At 67.8% G+C, this 18,480-nt stretch carries 14 protein-coding genes and 1 pseudogene; 5 read left to right on the top strand and 10 right to left on the bottom strand.

What is annotated here, in order from left to right:
* Positions 1–55: 55 nt before the first annotated feature.
* From POL67_RS03755 to bla, 8 genes are all read right to left on the bottom strand, one after another.
* The gene (locus tag POL67_RS03755; protein ID WP_271915650.1) at positions 56–4,762 is read right to left on the bottom strand and encodes an MYXO-CTERM sorting domain-containing protein; all 4,707 of its coding nucleotides are present in this window, start codon (positions 4,760–4,762) and stop codon (positions 56–58) included.
* Between the two features lie 136 nt (positions 4,763–4,898).
* Complete coding sequence (locus POL67_RS03750; protein WP_271915649.1) at positions 4,899–5,690, bottom strand: hypothetical protein; 792 nt, start codon at positions 5,688–5,690, stop codon at positions 4,899–4,901.
* A gap of 2 nt (positions 5,691–5,692) precedes the next feature.
* Complete coding sequence (locus POL67_RS03745; RefSeq protein WP_271915648.1) at positions 5,693–6,460, bottom strand: hypothetical protein; 768 nt, start codon at positions 6,458–6,460, stop codon at positions 5,693–5,695.
* The gene (locus tag POL67_RS03740) at positions 6,457–7,200 is read right to left on the bottom strand and encodes an ABC transporter ATP-binding protein (RefSeq protein WP_271915647.1); all 744 of its coding nucleotides are present in this window, start codon (positions 7,198–7,200) and stop codon (positions 6,457–6,459) included. Before POL67_RS03740 ends, POL67_RS03745 begins: the two co-directional genes overlap by 4 nt.
* Positions 7,197–7,868: a TetR/AcrR family transcriptional regulator gene (locus POL67_RS03735; RefSeq protein ID WP_271915646.1), complete on the bottom strand. Its 672-nt coding sequence runs from the start codon at positions 7,866–7,868 to the stop codon at positions 7,197–7,199. The genes POL67_RS03740 and POL67_RS03735 overlap by 4 nt, the downstream gene beginning before the upstream one ends.
* A 102-nt stretch (positions 7,869–7,970) precedes the next feature.
* Positions 7,971–8,303: a hypothetical protein gene (locus POL67_RS03730; RefSeq protein ID WP_136966128.1), complete on the bottom strand. Its 333-nt coding sequence runs from the start codon at positions 8,301–8,303 to the stop codon at positions 7,971–7,973.
* Between the two features lie 190 nt (positions 8,304–8,493).
* Complete coding sequence (locus tag POL67_RS03725; RefSeq protein ID WP_271915645.1) at positions 8,494–10,455, bottom strand: chloride channel protein; 1,962 nt, start codon at positions 10,453–10,455, stop codon at positions 8,494–8,496.
* Positions 10,456–10,557: 102 nt separating this feature from the next.
* A complete protein-coding gene (bla, locus tag POL67_RS03720; RefSeq protein ID WP_271915644.1) occupies positions 10,558–11,559 on the bottom strand; it encodes a class A beta-lactamase in 1,002 nt (333 codons plus the stop codon).
* A gap of 126 nt (positions 11,560–11,685) precedes the next feature.
* On the opposite strand from bla, the gene POL67_RS03715 reads away from it, so the two are divergent.
* On the top strand, positions 11,686–12,183 hold the full coding sequence (locus POL67_RS03715; RefSeq protein WP_271915643.1) for a hypothetical protein: 498 nt from the start codon (positions 11,686–11,688) through the stop codon (positions 12,181–12,183).
* Positions 12,184–12,193: 10 nt separating this feature from the next.
* Positions 12,194–12,646 carry a DUF421 domain-containing protein gene (locus POL67_RS03710; RefSeq protein WP_271930730.1) on the top strand — a complete coding sequence of 151 codons (453 nt, stop codon included), beginning with the start codon at positions 12,194–12,196 and terminating at the stop codon, positions 12,644–12,646.
* Between the two features lie 25 nt (positions 12,647–12,671).
* On the opposite strand, the gene POL67_RS03705 is transcribed toward POL67_RS03710, so the two are convergent.
* Positions 12,672–13,499, bottom strand: a complete 828-nt coding sequence (locus tag POL67_RS03705; protein ID WP_271915642.1) for a hypothetical protein — start codon at positions 13,497–13,499, stop codon at positions 12,672–12,674.
* 365 nt (positions 13,500–13,864) lie between these two features.
* Here POL67_RS03705 and POL67_RS03700 point away from each other — a divergent pair.
* Positions 13,865–14,296, top strand: a pseudogene (locus tag POL67_RS03700) (transposase family protein); the annotation flags it as partial.
* A 29-nt stretch (positions 14,297–14,325) separates the two neighbouring features.
* Here the strand turns inward: POL67_RS03700 and POL67_RS03695 are convergent.
* On the bottom strand, positions 14,326–15,876 hold the full coding sequence (locus POL67_RS03695; RefSeq protein ID WP_271930727.1) for an IS1182 family transposase: 1,551 nt from the start codon (positions 15,874–15,876) through the stop codon (positions 14,326–14,328).
* 276 nt (positions 15,877–16,152) lie between these two features.
* On the opposite strand from POL67_RS03695, the gene POL67_RS03690 reads away from it, so the two are divergent.
* Together POL67_RS03690 and POL67_RS03685 are read left to right on the top strand one after the other, a co-directional pair.
* The gene (locus POL67_RS03690) at positions 16,153–17,175 is read left to right on the top strand and encodes a methyltransferase (protein WP_271915641.1); all 1,023 of its coding nucleotides are present in this window, start codon (positions 16,153–16,155) and stop codon (positions 17,173–17,175) included.
* Between the two features lie 61 nt (positions 17,176–17,236).
* Positions 17,237–18,478 (top strand): cytochrome P450, encoded by a 1,242-nt coding sequence (locus tag POL67_RS03685; RefSeq protein WP_271915640.1) that lies wholly within the window; start codon positions 17,237–17,239, stop codon positions 18,476–18,478.
* Positions 18,479–18,480 lie beyond the last annotated feature (2 nt).

The following is an 18,480-nucleotide window of genomic DNA, read 5'->3' as shown; positions in this document are numbered from 1 at the left end:
GGGATGCCGCGCCCCGGTCAGGGCGCGGCGGGGAGGGAAAACGAGAGGGAGAGAATCAGGCCGACCGACGGCGACGGCGCAGCCCGAAGGCCGCCACGACAATCAGGGCGCCCATGCCGCCGGCCGTGGACGATTCCGGCGCCGTCCGGCAGCCGCAGCCGCCGCTGTCGGTCGTTTGTCCGCCGCCCGCGCTGCCACCGGCGCCGCCATTGCCACCCGCGCCGCCGGCACCACCGGCACCACCGGCGCCACCATTGCCACCCGCACCACCGGCGCCGCCATTGCCACCCGCACCACCAGCGCCGCCATTGCCGCCCGCGCCACCGGCGCCACCATTGCCACCGGCACCACCAGCACCGCCATTGCCGCCCGCGCCCATGGAGGGCACACACCACTGCATGGCCGGATCACACTCGTACGCCGGGGCGCACATGCTGTCGTCCGTGCAGCTCGTGGCGCACTTCGTCCCGTCGCACGCATACCCGGGCACGCACTGCGTCTCCGTGCCGACGACGCACGTCCCGCTGCCGTCGCACTGGGACGGGTTCGTCTGCAAGGTTCCCGTGCACTTGCCCGGTGCGCATTCCGTGCCGCTCGCGTGGAGCGCGCACGCGCCATTGCCATTGCACTGGCCATTCTGGCCGCAGGTCGAGGGCACCTGGGCCGCGCACTCGTTGTCCGGATCCGTGCCGTTCTTGATCGGGCCACACGTGCCGTCCGCGCCCTGGCCCTTCTTCGCCGTGGAGCAAGCCACGCAGCCGCCGTTGCACGCCGCGTCGCAGCACACGCCGTCGACGCAGAAGCCCGAGCCGCACTCCGACGCATTCGCACAAGGCGTGCCCGGCGAGCCCGCCGGCTTGCAAGCGCCCGCCGTGCAGACGTTGCCCGGCAAGCATTCGTTGCTGTTCGTGCAGGGGTTCTTGCACGTGCCAGCCGAGCAGACGTACGGCGCGCAGTCCTGCCCCATCGCGTCATTCACGCACTGGCCCGACCCATTGCAGATCTGGCCCGTGACCACGCTACCCTGGCAGGTGCTCACCCCGCAGGAGGTGCCCTGCGGGTGGAGCTGGCAGGCACCCGTGCCATTGCAAACGCCCGTTTGTCCGCAGCTCGACGCCGCCTGCGTCGCGCACTCGTTGTCCGGATCGACGCCGAGGGCGATCGGCCCGCACACGCCGTCCGTACCGTTGCCCTTTTTCGACACGGTGCACGCCTGGCAAAGGCCGCCGCACGCCGTGTTGCAGCAGACGCCGTCGACGCAGCTCCCCGACTGGCAATCGGAGTTCGCCGTGCACGACTCGCCGTTGCCAAGCAGGCCCACGCACGCGCCGTTGACGCACGAGAAGCCGGACGCGCAATCCGCGCCCGTCGTGCACGACGACTTGCACATGTTTCCGGCGCACGCGTACGGCGCGCAGTTCGTCGGCATGCCGCTCGCCGCGCACGTCCCGGCGCCGTCGCAGGTCTGCGGCTGGAGCGCGCCGCCATTGCAGGTCGCGCCGCAGCTCGTGCCCGAAGCGTAGAGCTTGCACGCGGCCGCGCCGTTGCAGCTCCCGTTCGTGCCGCACGAGCTCGCGCCCTGGTCGGAGCACTCGTTGTCCGGATCGGTGTCGACCTTGATCGGGCCGCAGACGCCGTCGGTGCCCGCGCCCTTCTTCGCCGCGGAGCACGCCTGGCAGGTGCTCGTGCAGGCCGCGTCGCAGCAGACGCCGTCCACGCAGAAGCCGCTCACGCATTGCCCGCCGACCGAGCACGCCACGCCGTTCGCGCCCGGCGAGGCGTCCGAGAGGACACGCGCGCGGGCCCGCTCCGAGCCGTACGGCTGCTGCGGATCGAACCGGTAGTACACTCCGAGGACCTCCTGCGACTTGCCCGCCGCGAGCTGCGGCCGGAGCTCGAGCTGGAGCGCGTCGTTCGCCACGACGAACCCGCTCGGATCCTTGTTCGTGCCGCTGCTCGAGATGCGCGCGCCGTAGACGTCTTGATAGTTCACGATCGTACGATCGTCCTGCCAAACGACCCAGTACTGCGTGCCGTCCCAAGCTGTGGCGGGGAAGTTCTGGGTGTTCGCCGCGCTGCTCACGCTGATACCTACGACGTCGAGCACCGTGCCCGCGGCGTTGACGCGGGCGCCGCGCACGTCGGAGACGTCGTTCCAGGCGACGAACCAGTCCACCCCGTTCGACGCGACCGAGGCGTTCGTCTCCGCCGCGCCCACGACAGCCGACACGGGGATCGCGAGCGCGCCCGCGTCGAGGACCGCGCCGGCGGGCGTCACGCGCGAGGCGAAGATGTCGTTCGCGTTCGTCGGCTTGGTCCAAGCGACGAGGTAGTTCGTGCCGTTGTACGCGATCGCGGGCAGCGAGCCGCCGCCGGTCGAGAGCTTGATGCCCGCGGGATCGAGCACGTTCGATGACGGCGCGACGCGAGCCGCGAAGATCTCCGTGCTCGTGGCGTCGCGCCACGTGACGAGCCAGTTCGTCCCGTCCGCGGCGACGGCGGGGTTCGTCTGGTGGCCGGCCGCCGTGTTCACTGGGATGCCGCCGGCGTCGAGCACGGCGCCGGTACTGGAGACGCGCGCGGCAAAGATGTCGTCGTTGCTGCTGCCATTACGCCGGTCCTGCCAAGCGACGAGCCAGTCGACGCCGTTCGCCGCGACCACAGGCACGAACTGCGAGTTCGTCCCCTCCGAGATCGCGAAGCCCGCAGCATCGAGCACGGCGCCCGTGCTGGAGAGGCGCGCGCCCCAGATGTCGTTCGTGGATCCTGGGCGCGCGTCTTCCCAGACGACGAGCCAGTTCGTCCCGTTGAAGGCGGCGCGCGGAGAACGCTCATCGTTCGCCGCGCGGGAGAGCAACGTGCTCGTGGCGTCGATCTTGACGAGCGCGTTCGACAAGCGGAGCCCGTAGATGTCGTCCAGGTTGTTCCCTGCGACGCCGCGCGTATCGCTGAAGGCCGCGTAGAAATTCGTCCCGTCGTGCGCCGCCCCGACGGAGCTGCGGGTGCCCATCTCGTTCGTCAGCGGCGTGGCCGAGACGAGCACCGCGCCGCCCGAGCTCACGCGAGCGCCATAGACCTGGTTCGAATCGTCCCAGAACACGCCATAGCCGTTGCCCGCGAAGGTGACGGTGACCTTCATGGGGTCGGTCGAAGCGACGCCGTTGCCGATGGTGAAGCCGTTCCCCGCGTCCATGGGCGCGCCGGCCGACGAGATGCGCTGGCCAAAGATGCTGTTCGCGCTGCTGTAGTTGTCCCACGCGAGCAGCCAGTTCACCCCATCCGACGCGATCCCGAGCTGCGAGTAGGGGCAAACCGACGAGCCGTTGCAGGCGACGATGTCACTCGCGTCGAGCACGGTGCCGGCCGGAGATACGCGCCGCGCGGCAACGCGGTAATAGGTCGCCCCCGTGTAGGTGTTGAACGCGACGAGGTAGTTCGTGCCGTTCCAGGAGACCACCGTGTCGTTCGGACTGTACGACGGCTGCGCGATGGCCACGGTCGATGAGTTCACCGTGCCGTTCGTCCCCACGAAGTTGCCGCGAATCTGGTTCGAGAGCGTGTGCACGACGAAGTAGTTCGTGCCGTCGAATGCGATCGACGGGTAGCTCTTGCCGCCGCCGCTCGTGACAGCGATCCCGTTCGGATCCTGCAAGACACCGGCCGCGGTGACGCGCGCGGCGTAGATGTCGTCCGCGTTGTTCCGGCTGTCGACCCAGACGACCATCCAATCCGTGCCGTTGTTCGCCACGGCCGGCTGCGATTGGGTGGACTTCGCGACCGCGATCGGGATGCCCGACGTATCGAGCACGGTGCCAGCCTGCGACACGCGTACGCCGTACACGTCCGCCGTGCCCTGATAACGCTCGTCCGTCCAGACGACGAGGAAGGTGCCGCCCGCGAACGAGACCACGGTATCGTACTGGAGTCGGTTCGCCGCCGCATACGCCGGCGTGTCGATCGCGATCTCGGGCCCGATCACGGGATCGAGCACAGCCGGATACGCGCTCGCGTCGAGCACCGACGCAGGCACGCGCAGCACGATGCGCCCGTCCACGAAATCCGCGTCGATGTGGGTGCGCACGCCGTTCGCGTCGACCCACGTGGCCACGCCGTACCGCACGCCGAGCCCTGTCGCGGGATCCGCGAAGTGCAAGCCGCCCTCGGTCTCGCCGAGGAACGCCTCGCCCGTCACTGCGATCTTGACCTCGAGATCGCCCTCGCCCGCCGGACGCTCGGCGAACTCAAAGCTCTGCTCGACGCCCTCTTCGTCGTTTTCGAGGTGCTCGACCACGGCGCCGCGCTGGATGCCGAGGCTCGCGTCGGGCCGGACCGCGGCCTTTCCGGAGCGCCCCTCCGCGATCGACCTTCCGCCGCGGGTGATGCTCTCCAGCGACGCGACGAACGGCGCCGTCGCGCCCTCCTCCGGCGCGGCGAGGTCACTCTCGCTCGGCCACACCGTGAGCGCCTCGGGGCTCGCCTTGACGGCGTACGTCGCGTGCCCCGCCGAGAATACGCCGCCCTCGGCGCGATACCCGAAGTGCGTCCGCCGCATGACCGTGTCGAGGTCGATCGCCTCGGTCTGGTTTGTCGCGGCTGCAGCCGGCGCCGTCGCGCCCGCGTTCTCCTGCGGGCCCGCGTTGCTCGCTTCGCTGCTACACCCTGCAAGCGCGGCGAGGATCAGGCCGTGACAAAACCAGCCGATCGTCGCGCCGCGGAGCCTTTGGCGCACGGCGCGCGTGAATGGAACGGATCGAGATTGCATGCTTCCCACCAGGTGAATGCTCGCCCCGCGATACATTGCCGCGGCTCGAACAAGCCGGGACCGTCCGGGGCGGCCGCATCGGACAGCACCGGACGGCGCACGTCAAGGACGCGGAAAGGCATTCTTTTGCGTCACGTCACCGGGTGTCGGTCCGTTCGAGCACGCGTCCTGCGATCCGCACGAAAAGCGCGCAGAGCGGGGCCGCCAGTATGAGCACCAAAGGTCCGACCCACGCAGCCGCCGCGTCGTGCCAGACGAGACTCGGCAACGTGATCGCGGATCGCAGGGCCGCGCGGCCCTCGTAGACGTCGGGCCGATAGATCATGACGGCCGTCGGCGTGAGAGGCAGAAGCCAGACGAGGGAGCCGACGAGAAGCGCGTGGAAGGCGTCGCGCATACGCACGAGAAGCGGCAGGAGCAGCGCGAGGAGGAGCAGCGCGAGCGCGGTGAGGAAGAGCCCTCCGCCGAGCGCGCCGGCGGCGCTGACCATGTCGCCCGACGCGAGGTGCGGGAGGATCGAGAGCCCCGTGACGATCGCGACGGCCGTGCCGGTGAGCGCCGCGGCGCCGAGAATGGGCCCTACGCGGGCGGCGAGGAGCACGCGGGCGTGGATCGGCTTGGCGAGCAGGACTTCGAGTTGCGCCTCTTCCCGTGCCGTGACGATGGCACCGAGTAGGCCTGCGAGCCCCACGAAATATGGCGCGAAATAGGCGGCCATCAGATCGTTGATGAGCAGGACCGCCGCGAGGCCCCGGAGGTCGAAGGCTTGTTCAAGAAAGTGAAGCGCGCGCGGGGGGAAACGCACGAGGAGGGCGTGGGTCCCGAGCACGCCGAGGCCGCCGACGAGCGCCGCCACGATCGGCGCGCGGCGCGGCGCGTGCCGTGCTTCGAGGAGAAAATAATCTCGGAGCGAAGCTGTCTCGGTCATGGTCAAGCCTCCATGCGGCGCACGCCGGCGGCGCCGATCGCGATCGCGGCGAGCGAGAGGAGCGAGAGCGCGAGCATCGGGGGCGCGAGGTCCTTCGGGCCGAGGTGATCGAGGTTTCCGAGGGCAAGCGCGCCGAGCGACATCGGGTTCACGAGCGTCAGGTTCCGCCACGCGGGCTGGTAAAACCCGATGAGCGACAAACCGAGGAGCAGGCCGAGCACGGCGAGCCCGATCAACGCGGAGGCGCCGCGGTGCTTGACCCAGCCGGCGATCGCCGCAGAAAAACAGGTCGCGAAGATCGCCGCGAAGAGGTGCGGGGTCATCGCGGCGAGGAAGGCCAAGGGCCGGAAGCCCGGCACGCGCACGAAAAAGTACACGAGGCCGAGGAGCTGCGCGCCCACGTGGAGCGTGGCCATGACGGCGCACGCGCTGACGGCGCGAAGCGCGAAATACCTCGGCATGGAGAGGGGTTTGGCCGCGAGGATCGAGAGCACGCCGACGTCACGCTCGCGCAGGACGATCCCGCTCGCGAGGACGACCGGGAGAAACGCGATCACCTTGTTCATCGCGAGGTCGATCCACACGTACATGAAGATCACGAACGGGCCGCCGTGGCCGAACCACGTAGCGATCGCTTCCCGCACGTGCGCGGGCGGGCGCGCGAGGAGGACCGGAATGGAAAGCACCGCATAGAGGAGCATGGCCCCGCAGAGCCACGTCTTGCGCTCGCGCAGCGTCGCGAGATAGTCGAGCCACTGGAGCCGGATCATGCCGCCTCCTTGCGCACGAGCGCGAGGTAGAGGTCATCCATCGTGCGTACGCCGTGCTGCGCTTTGAGGTGCTCGACGTCGCCGAATGCGACGAGTCGTGCGCGATGCAGGACCGCGACGCGACGGCAAAGCGCCTCGACGTCGGAGAGGATGTGCGACGAAAAGACGACGGTAACGCCCTTGTCACGCGCGAGCTCGCGGAGCAGTTCGAGCAGCTCGTGGCGGCCGAGCGGATCGAGGCCCGAGGTCGGCTCGTCGAGCAAGAGCACGCGCGGCTCGTTGAGGAGAGCCTGAGCGAGCCCCACTTTTTGCGTCATGCCCGTGGAGAAGCCGCGCAGCGCTCGATCCGCGGCACGCACGAGGTCGAAGCGCTGGAGGAGCGCCTCGGCCCGCGCCGCGACGACGCCGCGCGGGAGGCCGAACATGGCGCCGACGTAATGCAAGAACTGACGGGGCGTCATGTCCGGCGGCAGCGTGTAATGGGCTGGCAAATACCCGGCGGTGCGGCGAATCTCGATCGTCTCGCGCCCGACCTCGCGGCCGAGCACGCGCGCTGAGCCGGACGTGAGCGGCGTCAAGCCGAGGAGCATGCGCAGCGTCGTCGTTTTGCCCGCGCCGTTGTGGCCCATGAACCCGAAGACCTCGCCGGGCTCGACCGCGAACGTGATCTCGTCGACGGCCGTGACCTCTCCAAACCGCTTCGTCAAGCCCTCGACGTCGATTGCATGCGTGGTGGTCATCGCTTGGATCTCCTTTGGGGTGTGGGCCCGGCGCGTTTCGCGGGCGGCGGGCTTTTCGGCGCGGCGAGCCCCGCGCGGAAGACGTCGACGATCGCGTCGAGCGCGCGCTCGGTCGAAAAGAGGCCGAGCTCGGCTATCATGCCGAGGTGCTGCGGCGCGAAGCGCAGGACCCCGATCACGATTGGCACCGCGTCGCGATCGATGTCGGCGCGAATCTCGCCGCGCGCGATTCCCTCATCGACCCAGCCGCGGATCATGGCGAGCTGCGCCTTGCCTTCCTCGACCTTTTGCGAATCGGAGGTGAGCCCGAGCGCGCGGAAATCCGGGTCCTCGCGGAGCAGCTTGCCGAACATCGGGTCGGCGAGGAGCTGGCGATACGCGAAACGCAGCGTGGCCACGAGGCGCTCGAGCGGTGACGCGATCGACATGACCTCCTCGGCATAACGAGCGCCGATCGCCGCGAACGACTGCTCGACGACCTCGCGCAGGAGCGACTCCTTGTCGGCGAACTCGAGGTAAAGCGCGCCTTTCGCGCAGCCCGCCTCGGCCGCGACCGCGTCGAGGTTCGTCCCCTTGAAGCCGTGCTGGGTGAAATGCCGTCGCGCCGCTTCGAGGATGCGCTGGCGTCGCGCAGGATCGCGGGGCTTTTGGCTACGTCGTGCGACCATCAAGACCAGGTTGACTCATCTGGTCGTATGAGTCAACTTCGAACATGCGAGAGCGAGCCCGCGGGTCCCGCGAGCTCGCTTCGCGGGGCGCTGGGGCTCCGCTCAGTCGATCTTCTCGCCGCGAGCCACGGTCTTGCCGTCCGCTGTCACGGCGACCTGCAGCTTCTCTTTCCCTTTTTTGATCTCGGCCTTGTAGTGGATCTGGCCGTCCTTCAGCGTGAGCTGCTCGACCTTCTTGATCTCGCCGCCCTCCGCCCAGGTTCGTATGGCGTTCTGCGCCGCGGTCGGCAGGTTCGCGAACGCGACCTCGGTCTTCTTGGCGTCCTTGTATTGCTCGCTGAGCGTCTTCTGTGCGTGCTCGTCGACCGCAAGGGCGGGCGACGCGATCAGCCCGATCGCGAGCGAGGCGAGCAGGGCCCGGAACATACGCTTCATGATCGTCTCCTTCCGGTTGAATGCCTGCCGCGGTCTCCGCGGAAGGCACCCGCCCCGCACATGCGAGTCCGATGCCGTTTGCCGCGTGAACGTGACGCGCAGCAATCGCGTCCCCGCAAAGCTCGGGGAACGAAAGGGGAGCGGAGCGAGGGCCCCCTCGGGCCTCGCCGCATCCCCGGTCAAACCAGGCTCAAGCCGCCCGCTCCTCGCGCGCGGTCGCGTCGAGATAGGCGCGCCCTACCTCGGATTCATCGAGAAAACCCACGATCCTGCCCGCGTCGTCGACGACGGGCACTTCCCGCACGCCTTGCGCGAGCAGCACCTCGGTCGCCTTCCTCAAATCGTCGTCCGGCCGCACGGTCACCGGCGGCTGCATGGCGTCGGCGGCGAGGGCGAATGGTTCGAGGTCCCGCTCCGTCGCGAGCAGGCGCACGACATCGCTCGTGATGACCCCAGCCATTTTCCCCTGCCCGTCGAGCACAGGAAACACGTCCTGCCAGCCCGTGTCCGAAGCGAGGCGAAGGACCTCGGGCACCGGCGTCGCGAGGGCGAACTGCACGTAAGGCCGGCCGGCGATCATCACGTCGGCGACCTTGAGGGAGCCGAGCACGTCGAGCACGCCCGGCGGATGCGCGGGGGAGTCGCGCTGCGTGGGGACCTGCGCCGAATAAAGCGAGCGATCGCGCAGCGCCACGAATGCAATGCCCTCGGCGAGCATGAGCGGGACGAGCAAGTCGTAGCTGCCGGCAAGCTCGCAGACCATGACGAGCGAGCCGAGCGGCACGTGCGCGACGCCCCCGTAAAACGTGCCCATGCCGACGAGCGCGAACGCGCCGGGATCGATACGCGGGTCGCCGATCGAGAGCGCCGCGATGCGGCCGAACGCGCCCCCGACGAGCCCGCCGATCGCCAGCGAGGGGGCGAAATCACCCGCGCTGCCGCCCGTGCCGATGGTGAGCGAGGCCGCGACGATTTTGATCGCCGCGAGCGCCACGAGCAGCTCGACGGCCTGCCATCCGTCGGGCAACCACGACGCGCCCGTGATGGCCACCTGCGCGGCGCCATAACCACCGCCGAGCACGCCAATCCCCTGCCCCTCGGGCACGAGGTGCCGCCCGCTGAGGAACAAGAGCAAGGGCACGGCCACGAGCCCGAGCGCGAGGCCACCAACGCCGGGGCGCGCCCAATCCGGGACCGGCAGGCGCGCGGACGTGCGCTTCACGAACGCCATCACCTTGAGAAAAACGATGGCGCAAAGCGCGACGAAGATCGCGAGGAGCGCATACAGCGGAAGGTGCGCCGGGACAAACGGATACCGCGGCGCGTGCGCGAAGAGCGTGGCCTCGCCGAAGACGGAAATGAAGACCGAATATGAGAGGACGCTCGCGAGCAGCGCGGGGATGAGCGCGTCGCTCTCCACGTCGTCGCGATAAAGGACCTCGGTGGCGAGCAGGGCTGCGCCGAGCGGGGTCCGGAAGATCGCGCTCATGCCGGCCGCGACGCCCGCGATCATGAGGAGCCGCCGCTCGCGCGCGGAGACCTTCAAGGTCCCCGCGACGAACGAGCCGAAGGCCGCGCCGATCTGCATCGTGGGCCCCTCGCGCCCACCCGCGCCGCCGGTCCCGAGCGTGAGCGCGGAGGCTAGCGCCTTCACCCATACGACGCGCCGCCGGATGATCCCGCCGTGGCGATGGAAGGCCTCGATCATCGCGTCGCCGCCGCCGCCGCGGCATTCGGGCGCGAGGCGCGTGAGCAGGCCGCTCGCGAGGCCGCCGAGCGCGGGCAGTATCATGAGGAGCCAGGGACGAAAGGCCCCCATGCCGTGCTCGCCCAAAAAGGACTCCCCCGCGGCGCGGAGCGCACGGTAGCCGGCGAGGCCCGAGAGAAAGAATCGATCCAAAAGCTCGATCGCCGCGAAAAACACGACCGCGACGACGCCCGCCCCGACCCCAACGAGCGCCGCGTGGAGCAAGGTGCGGCCGACGAGGCGAAGGTCGATGGGCGAGGCGTCGACGAGGAGCGCGGAGAGCAGGCCCTGCGCGCGCTGCGACGGGAGGGGCGTCCGTGTGGCGGAAACGCCTGGTTTTTCCGGAGATGGATCCATTTCGCAGCAGTTCGCCTGGAGTGCGGCCGAGTCTAGCACGAGGGCCACGAAGCGTCCGCGCCTTCGTACCAGACATATATGCACTCAAACGAACATCGTACGAAATCGTACTTCCTGGAGCGACGGACGTTGGGCCCGAGCAGGACCGCCTCATCGTGGGCTCGCCATGGCCCCCACGGCGGCCCGCGCGACGTCGGCCAGGGCCGCCTCGCGCGTCTCCTGCGGCGCGCTCGAATCCGTCAAGAGGGCCACGATCACGAGCTTTCGCCCGTCCGGCAGCGTGGCGATCCCGATGTCGTTCGTCGCGCCATTACGTCCCTCGGTATCGTCAGACGACCCGGTTTTATGCGCCAAACGCGCGTCCGGCGGCAGACCGGCGCGAAGCCGGCGAGGACCGGTTTTCGTGCCGTGCATGATGTCGAGCAGGACGCGCGTCGAGGCCGGCGTGAGCATCTCCCCGCGCTCGAGCTTCAGAAGGAAATCCGCGGCGGCCTCGGGCGTGGTCGTATCACGGGGATCTCGCAGATAGGCGTCGAAGGCGCGCACGTGTTCGTCCTTCGGCAACCGCTCGACCGCGGCGTCCATCCCCTTGCAGGTGGACATGGCTGGCTCGTACGCGGCGAGCCCGTGGAACTGGAGCTGCAAGTCCCGCTCGTAGCGATCGACGTGCATCGCGGTCACGCCCGATCGGGCGAGCAGGGCATTGACGCTCTCGGGGCCGCCGATCTCGTGCATGAGGACGTCCGCGGCCGTATTGTCGCTCACGGCCACGGATTGCGTGAGAAGGTCGAGCACCGAGAACGATTGCGCTTCGCCCTGAAACGCCTCCGCGAGCGGGCTCCAGCAGACGCTCAGTTCGTCGCGACGCACCTCGATCTTCTTGTCGAGCGAGAGCGCGCCCGCGTCCACGCGCGCGAGCACCGCCGCGGCGAGCGGCGCCTTGAACGTGCTTTGCAGAGGAAATCGCTCGCCGGCGTGATGCACCCAGCGCTGCCCCGAGCTCGGCTCGACCACGGCGACGCCGAGCCGGCCCCCCGAACGCGCTTCGGCCGCGGCGACGTCCCGTTCGAGGCGCGTCACGTCGAGCGCGCGGGGCGGCGCAGCGCAAGCACTGAGGAGGACAGCGGCGGAGAGGAGCGTCAAACGTTGCATGATCCGCGACGAACGCACGAAGCCCGCGCCGCATTCCCGCGCCGGCGTACGTCGAGGACCCCCCCGGACAAACCACACGACTGACGCGCGCGCGTCCGGGTCCAAGGTTCAGCCGCAGGGGGAGTCGTGGTCGAAATCAAGCGGACGGGCGATCTCGAAACGAGCGAGGACCTCGCATTCGAGCGCACGAGCATGCGCGTCCGTCGCGTCGGCAGGGCCGTGCTCTTCCTGTTCGTGCTGCTCGCCGCGCTCGGTCTCTTCGGGGAAGGTCCGTTGAGCCACGCCACCGCCGGCGACGCATCCGGGTTTTTCGTCCGGTACGAGCGTTTCACCCGCGTGGACGGCGCGACTCGCTTCGAGATCCGCCCGCGCGCGCAGAGCTCCGCCGCCCCGCGCCGCCTCTTCCTCTCGGCGTCCCTCTTCGAGCGCGGTCACATCGAGCATTTCGTGCCCGAACCCTCGTTGGTCGAAATTCACGCAGATCGAAGCGCCATCACGTTCCCGCGCGTCGAGGCGGGGGCCTCGTCGTGTTCGTCCTGCGCCCCACGCGCCCCGGTCTCCTCCGCTTCTCCCTCGGTGAGGAGGGCAGCTCTGCGGTCGCTCTCGCTGTTCGTGTACCCGTGAGGCCGTGGCCATGAACCTCGTCGTGCGCGCCGTCTGCGTCTACATGGCCCTCCTGGTCGTCTTCCGCATCGCGGGCAAACGCGCGCTCGTGACCGTGACGACCTTCGATTTCCTGCTCCTGCTCATCATCAGCGAATGCACGCAGCAAGCGCTGCTCGGGCAGGACTATTCCATCACGGGCGCCATCATCCTCGTGGGGACGCTCGTGAGCCTGGAACTAGGTTTGTCATGGCTCAAGTGCAGGAGCACGAGGTTCGAGCGCTGGCTCGACGGCACGCCGCTCGTCATCATCGAGGACGGCCGCATTCTGCGCGAGCGTCTGGCCTGGCTGAGCGTCGACGAGGAGGACATCCTGGAGGCGGCGCACGTGCAGCACGGCATTTTGCGCCTCGATCAGATCCGCTACGCGATCGTCGAGCGCAACGGCGAGATCGCCATCATCCCCTGGAAGGAAGGGCGTTAGAGCTCAAACCTGACGTCCCACAGGCTCATTCCGCGCCGCCGAGCGACTGGAGCGTTTTGCTCCACTTCTTTTCGGCCGCGATCTTCTTCGGCGACCGCTTGTCGTAGTCCGGTGTCGCGGACCCGGACCAGCCCGCGCTCATCAGGAGCGTGACGTTCTTGGCCGCCTCGTCGTCACTCTTGCCGAAGTGCACGGCCTCCCATACCGCGAGCTCGCCGCGGGGGCACGCGTCGGGCTTGATCCCGTGGTCGATCGCCGTCTTGGTGAATTCGTAGCTCCGACCGACGAGCGGACAACGGCGGTGGGCCTCGGGCCGGGTCGATTCGCGCATGTCGGCACCCGCTTCGAGCAGCAGGGCCAGGGCGGCAGCATTGTTGTATTGCGCAGCGCGGCTGACGGCCTCGTCGAGCGCAGAACGATCAGGCTTCCCGGCGAGCTCGGCTTTGACGTCGTCGAGATCGCCGTCGGTCGAATAATACGCGAGCATGCTCCCGTAGGTCATGGTAAGTATGACGATCTGAAGGCCGCGGCCGACCATAACGAGCAAGGCGAGCGCGCCGAGGAGGATGCCGGCCCGCACGAGCGGCTTGCCTTGGGCCTCGGTAAACTTGCGGCGCACGAACCCGCCGAAGACCGTGAGCGCGACGATGAGCACGCCGGCCGCCGCGAGGCCGATGACCTCGTCCCAGTGCTTCGGCAGCGGCGTGCTCGTGCCATACACCGAGAGCGCGAGATTGAGGTCGAACGCGGTGTTGAGCACGCCGACCAGGGCGATGAGCACGCAGGCTCCGCCGATGAGGATCCCCAAGAGCCCGACAATGCCCACGTCCGATGATGACTTCGACTCCGCCATACGCTGCTCCTCGTTCGTCGAGCGGTACTTATCACAGAAAGCCACCCCGATGGGAACAGGGAGCGCCGCGGCAACGAAGGTATGAGCGAGGGTGGAGGACACCGAGGGGGTACGCGGGTGCAGGTGTTCCCAGGGTCCACATGCTGGCCGCATGCGGCGTTTCCTAGAGCGCCGATCAGTTCCAGTTCCCCGATCATTTCAAGTACTTGCGCGAGGGGGATCGACAAGCACCGTCGGGCATGATCCACTGCACGCGGCTCGCCCAGCCGACGGAGTGGATCCCTGTGTCGACGACCGTACCTCGCTGGACCCTGAGCACGATTATCACTGCCGAGGAGCAGGAGATGCTGGACCGACTTGGCAAACGCCGTCGGTTGTTCGCTTTCCTGCGCCTTCACGGCGCGGAGCTGTTCGACGAGGCCTTCCAGGCCGAGCTCGCCGGGATGTATCGCGATACCGGGGAGGGCAAAGCGCCCGTGCCACCCGCGCTCGTGTGCATGGTATTGCTCCTGCAAGCGTATACGGGCGCGTCGGATGCCGAAGCTATCGACTCGATGGTCGACGACCGCCGGTGGCAGCTCGTGCTGGGCATGCTTGACGCCAGGAAGCCCGCCTTCGCTCAGGGTACCCTGCCGAGCTTTCGTCAGCGGCTGATTCGTCATGACATGGATCTCCGTCTCCTCGAGCGCACCGTCGAGCTCGCCAAGAAGACGAAAGCCTTCGACTGGAAACAGTTGCCAAAGACGCTGCGGTTGGGAGTCGATTCGCGGCCGCTGGTGGGCGCCGGGCGCGTCGAGAGCGCCGAACAGTTCGAGCCACCCATGAATTACGCGGCCTTGGCCAAGCCGCTGTGACGCAGGATCGTCTCCAGATTCAGCACGACGGCGTGGCGCCGCAGATCGAAGAGGTTCTTGCGTAGGCCTCGGAAGCGCGCTCGCTGCCCCTGTTTGGACGCAAGGTGGGCGAGGCGGTGCTCCACACCTACGCGCTGCCGAAGGGCTTCGCGCCCTTTGGTCGTCCTGACGAGCCTGCGGAATCTCTGCTGCTTTTGCTCGTCCGGCGCGATCCGCACGGTCCGCCCCGCGTCATTACTAGCTCTCGTGCAGCGCGACCGCAGAGGGCATACGCTGCACTTCGCGGGGTCGAATTCAACAGTCTCACCGGGGGAGAATCCCTTGGTCTGGCCTGCCGGGCACGTGATGGTCCGGAGGCGGAAATTCAGCTTGAAATCGGTCTTCTTGAAAAGCTCGCCGTTCGTCGCGTTCCACGGCTTGCAGAAGACCGTCGCGCCGTTCTCCATCGAGGCTTCGACAAGCTCGCTGTTCACGTACGCTCGGTCGACGAACACCTCGCCGATGGCCTCTTGCCGTGGGGAGCGCGCGAGGTCTTCTTGCAGGTCAACCGCGCCTTCTCCCTCGGGGCGGTTTGCCGGCGTGACGGCGCACGCCAGGATCAGCTCGGTGTCGAGGTCCGCGGCGATATGCTGCTTGTAGCCGTTGAATCGCTTGCTCTTGCTCTTGCGCCCGTGACGTATATCGGGGTCCTCGATGGAAACGCGGCGATCCTCGGCGACTCCTTTGCGGATGCGCGGTTTACCGCCGTCCGGCGGCTCCGGATCCAGGTCTTGCTTGCGGAGCTGCGCGATGAGCTCGAGCAGATCCTTGAGCGGCGGCTCCTCGGCGGCCTTGCCGGCCTGTGCGCGAATCCAGGCCTCGAGCGCATCGATTTGCCGCACGAGTTCGCCAATCGCGTCCGCCTTCTGCTCGGGATCTGTCCAGTCGATGTCGAGTCCCGCCTTGATGCTTGGCGCCAGAAACACGGATGCCCCCGCACAAGCTGCAATCTCTTCGGCTTTGCGTCCGAGCACCATAGCGGTGGCAGAAAGCAACTTGGCTGCGGCGTGACCGAGCAAGTTGAAGGTGTCCTCGACGCGCCCGGCGCCCACCAGCGGCCGCGAATCGACTCCCAACCGTAGCGTCTTTGGCAACTGTTTCCAGTCGAAGGCTTTCGTCTTCTTGGCGAGCTCGACGGTGCGCTCGAGGAGACGGAGATCCATGTCATGACGAATCAGCCGCTGACGAAAGCTCGGCAGGGTACCCTGAGCGAAGGCGGGCTTCTTGGCGCCAAGCATGCCCAGCACGAGCTGCCACCGGCGGTCGTCGACCATCGAGTCGATGGCTTCGGCATCCGACGCGCCCGTATACGCTTGCAGGAGCAATACCATGCACACGAGCGCGGGTGGCACGGGCGCTTTGCCCTCCCCGGTATCGCGATACATCCCGGCGAGCTCGGCCTGGAAGGCCTCGTCGAACAGCTCCGCGCCGTGAAGGCGCAGGAAAGCGAACAACCGACGGCGTTTGCCAAGTCGGTCCAGCATCTCCTGCTCCTCGGCAGTGATAATCGTGCTCAGGGTCCAGCGAGGTACGGTCGTCGACACAGGGAGCCACTCCGTCGGCTGGGCGAGCCGCGTGCAGTGGATCATGCCCGACGGTGCTTGTCGATCCCCCTCGCGCAAGTACTTGAAATGATCGGGGAACTGGAACTGATCGGCGCTCTAGCTTGACAGTCAACTTGGTTTTCCGCTTAGCTCCTCCGTTATTGCGGATGACAGCCGCGCTACCGCAAAGCTCCAGCGCCTCCCTACGAGTCAGCCATGAACAATTCTTTAGGAATGAACGACCTGTCGATGCACATGCGCGCCTTGAGCGTCTACAACATGTGGATCTCGCGGATGATCTACGTCGCGGCCAAGCTGGGAATCGCCGACCTGATCGAGGAGGGTCCGCGGAGCAGCGATGATCTCGCGGCCTCCTTGGGGGTCGACGCGGGCGCGCTCCATCGGATGCTCCGGGCCCTCTCCGGGGCAGGGGTTTTCACCGAGCTACCGGAGAGGCGGTTTGGCTCGACGCCCCTCGGCGCGACCCTGCGCACCGGCGCCCCCGGCTCCATGCGCGACTTCATCCTGCTGTTCGGCGGCGACGTCTACGCGCGCGCTTGGCTCGATTTGCTCTCCAGCGTGAAGTCCGGAAAAACGGCCGTCGAGCACGTCTTCGGTGCCCCGCTTTATCCTTATCTCGCAAGCCACCCCGAGGACGCCGAGCTCTTCGACAAGGCGATGACGAGCTTCACCTACGTCGATACCAACGCGGTCGCCGCCCGTTATGACTTCTCTGCGTTTCGCGCGGTGGTCGACGTCGGCGGCGGTCATGGCAGCCTCCTCGTCGCGGTCATCGAGAACAACCCGGGGCTTCGGGGTATCCTTTTCGATCAGCCGCACATCATCGAAGGGGCGCGGGCGCGGATCGCCGCGAGCACGAGCGCGGCGCGTTGCGAGGTGGTCGCCGGTGATTTCTTCGAGGCTGTCCCCAGCGGCGACGTCCACATGCTCAAGCACATCATCTGCAACTGGGACGACGACGCGGCGATCCAAATCCTGAAGTGCTGCCACCGCGCGCTCCCGCCGGGCGGGCGGCTCCTGATCATCGAGTCCGTGATTGGCCTCTCTGCGCCCGCCGAGCTGCTCGACGTCCACCTGCTCACGGTGGTCGGAGGGCGTATGCGCACCGAGCAAGAGCACCGGGCTCTGATGGCCGCGGCGGGCTTCCGTCTGACGCGCCTGCTCCCCACCGACGTCGGCTTGCAGCACGTCGTCGTCGAGGGGACACGCGAGCCATAAACCGGCCGCGCGGCGAAGGGGGAACATCACGAGAGAAACCCTGTACGTGCGAGGAGGGACCGTGGACCTATCCTTCGACCCGCGTCATCCGGACTTCATTGAAAATCCTTTCCCAGCGCTCCTCCACCTCCGGGAGCACGAGCCCGTCTTCTGGAGCGAGAAGCTCCATGGATGGGTGCTCACGCGGCATGACCACGTGCGCGCGTCGCTGCGCGATCCGCGGCTGTCGGCCGATCGCGTGCGCCCGTTCCTCGCCCATTACAAGGGTCCGGAGCGCAGGGTGGTGCAGGACCTCGTCGAGTGTCTCTCGATGTGGGCCTCGTTCAACGAGCCGCCGGTGCACACCAGGCTCCGCAGCCTCATGAACAAAGCCATGACGTTGCAATCGGTCCTGGCGCTGGAGCCACGCGTGCGCGCGCTCGCCGATGAGCTGATCGATGCGGCGCTCGAGCGTGGTGAATTGGACATGATCGCCGACTTCGCTTATCCCCTCTCCGCGACGATGATCGCCGAGCTCTTCGGCGTACCGCGCGCAGACGTCCCCTTGCTGAAGAAGTGGTCCGACGAGCTGGGCGCGTTCATCGTCCAGTCGCGCACGCTCGCCAATAAATATGCAATCGCCGCCGACGGGCTCCACGCCATGACATCCTATTTCGAAAGCGTCGTCGCGGAGCGGCGACGGCGCCCCCGAGAGGACATGCTCTCGCGCCTCATCGCGGCCGAAGAGAAGGGCGATTTCCTGAGCGCAGAGGAGCTTTTCGCTTGCTGCGCGCTCCTCTTCTTCGCTGGGCACGAGACCACGACACACCTGATCGGCAACGGCATGATCGCGCTCCTCCGCCATCCCGAGGCGCTTACCGAGCTCCGGGATCGGCGCGCCGACACCACGCTGATGAGCTCTGCCGTCGAGGAGATGCTGCGCTGGGACGGGCCGCTGCTCATGATGGCGCGCGTCGCCGCGGAAGACGTCGAGCTCTTGGGCAAGCGCATCCTCGCTGGCTCGCGCATCTTCCTCATGATTGCCGCGGCAAACCGCGATCCACGGGTGTTCCCGGATCCGGATCGCTTCGACATCCACCGGCAAGACAACCGGCACATCGCCTTCGGCAACGGCATTCATTTTTGCATTGGAGCACCGCTCGCCCGCCTGGAGGCGCGCGTCGCCTTCCCACGCCTGCTCGAGCGCCTGCTCGGGCCCGAGCTGACCACATCGAAGCTCGTGTGGCGGGACGCTTTCGTGGTGCGCGGGGTCGACCAGCTCCCCATGCGTTTCGCGCGACGAACCCCTGCACCAAAACCTTGAAC

This window comes from Polyangium mundeleinium (assembly GCF_028369105.1).
GTDB lineage: Bacteria > Myxococcota_A > Polyangia > Polyangiales > Polyangiaceae > Polyangium > Polyangium mundeleinium.
The sequence above is the reverse complement of the archived record's forward strand: the minus strand, read 5'-3'. Positions and strand labels throughout refer to the sequence as shown.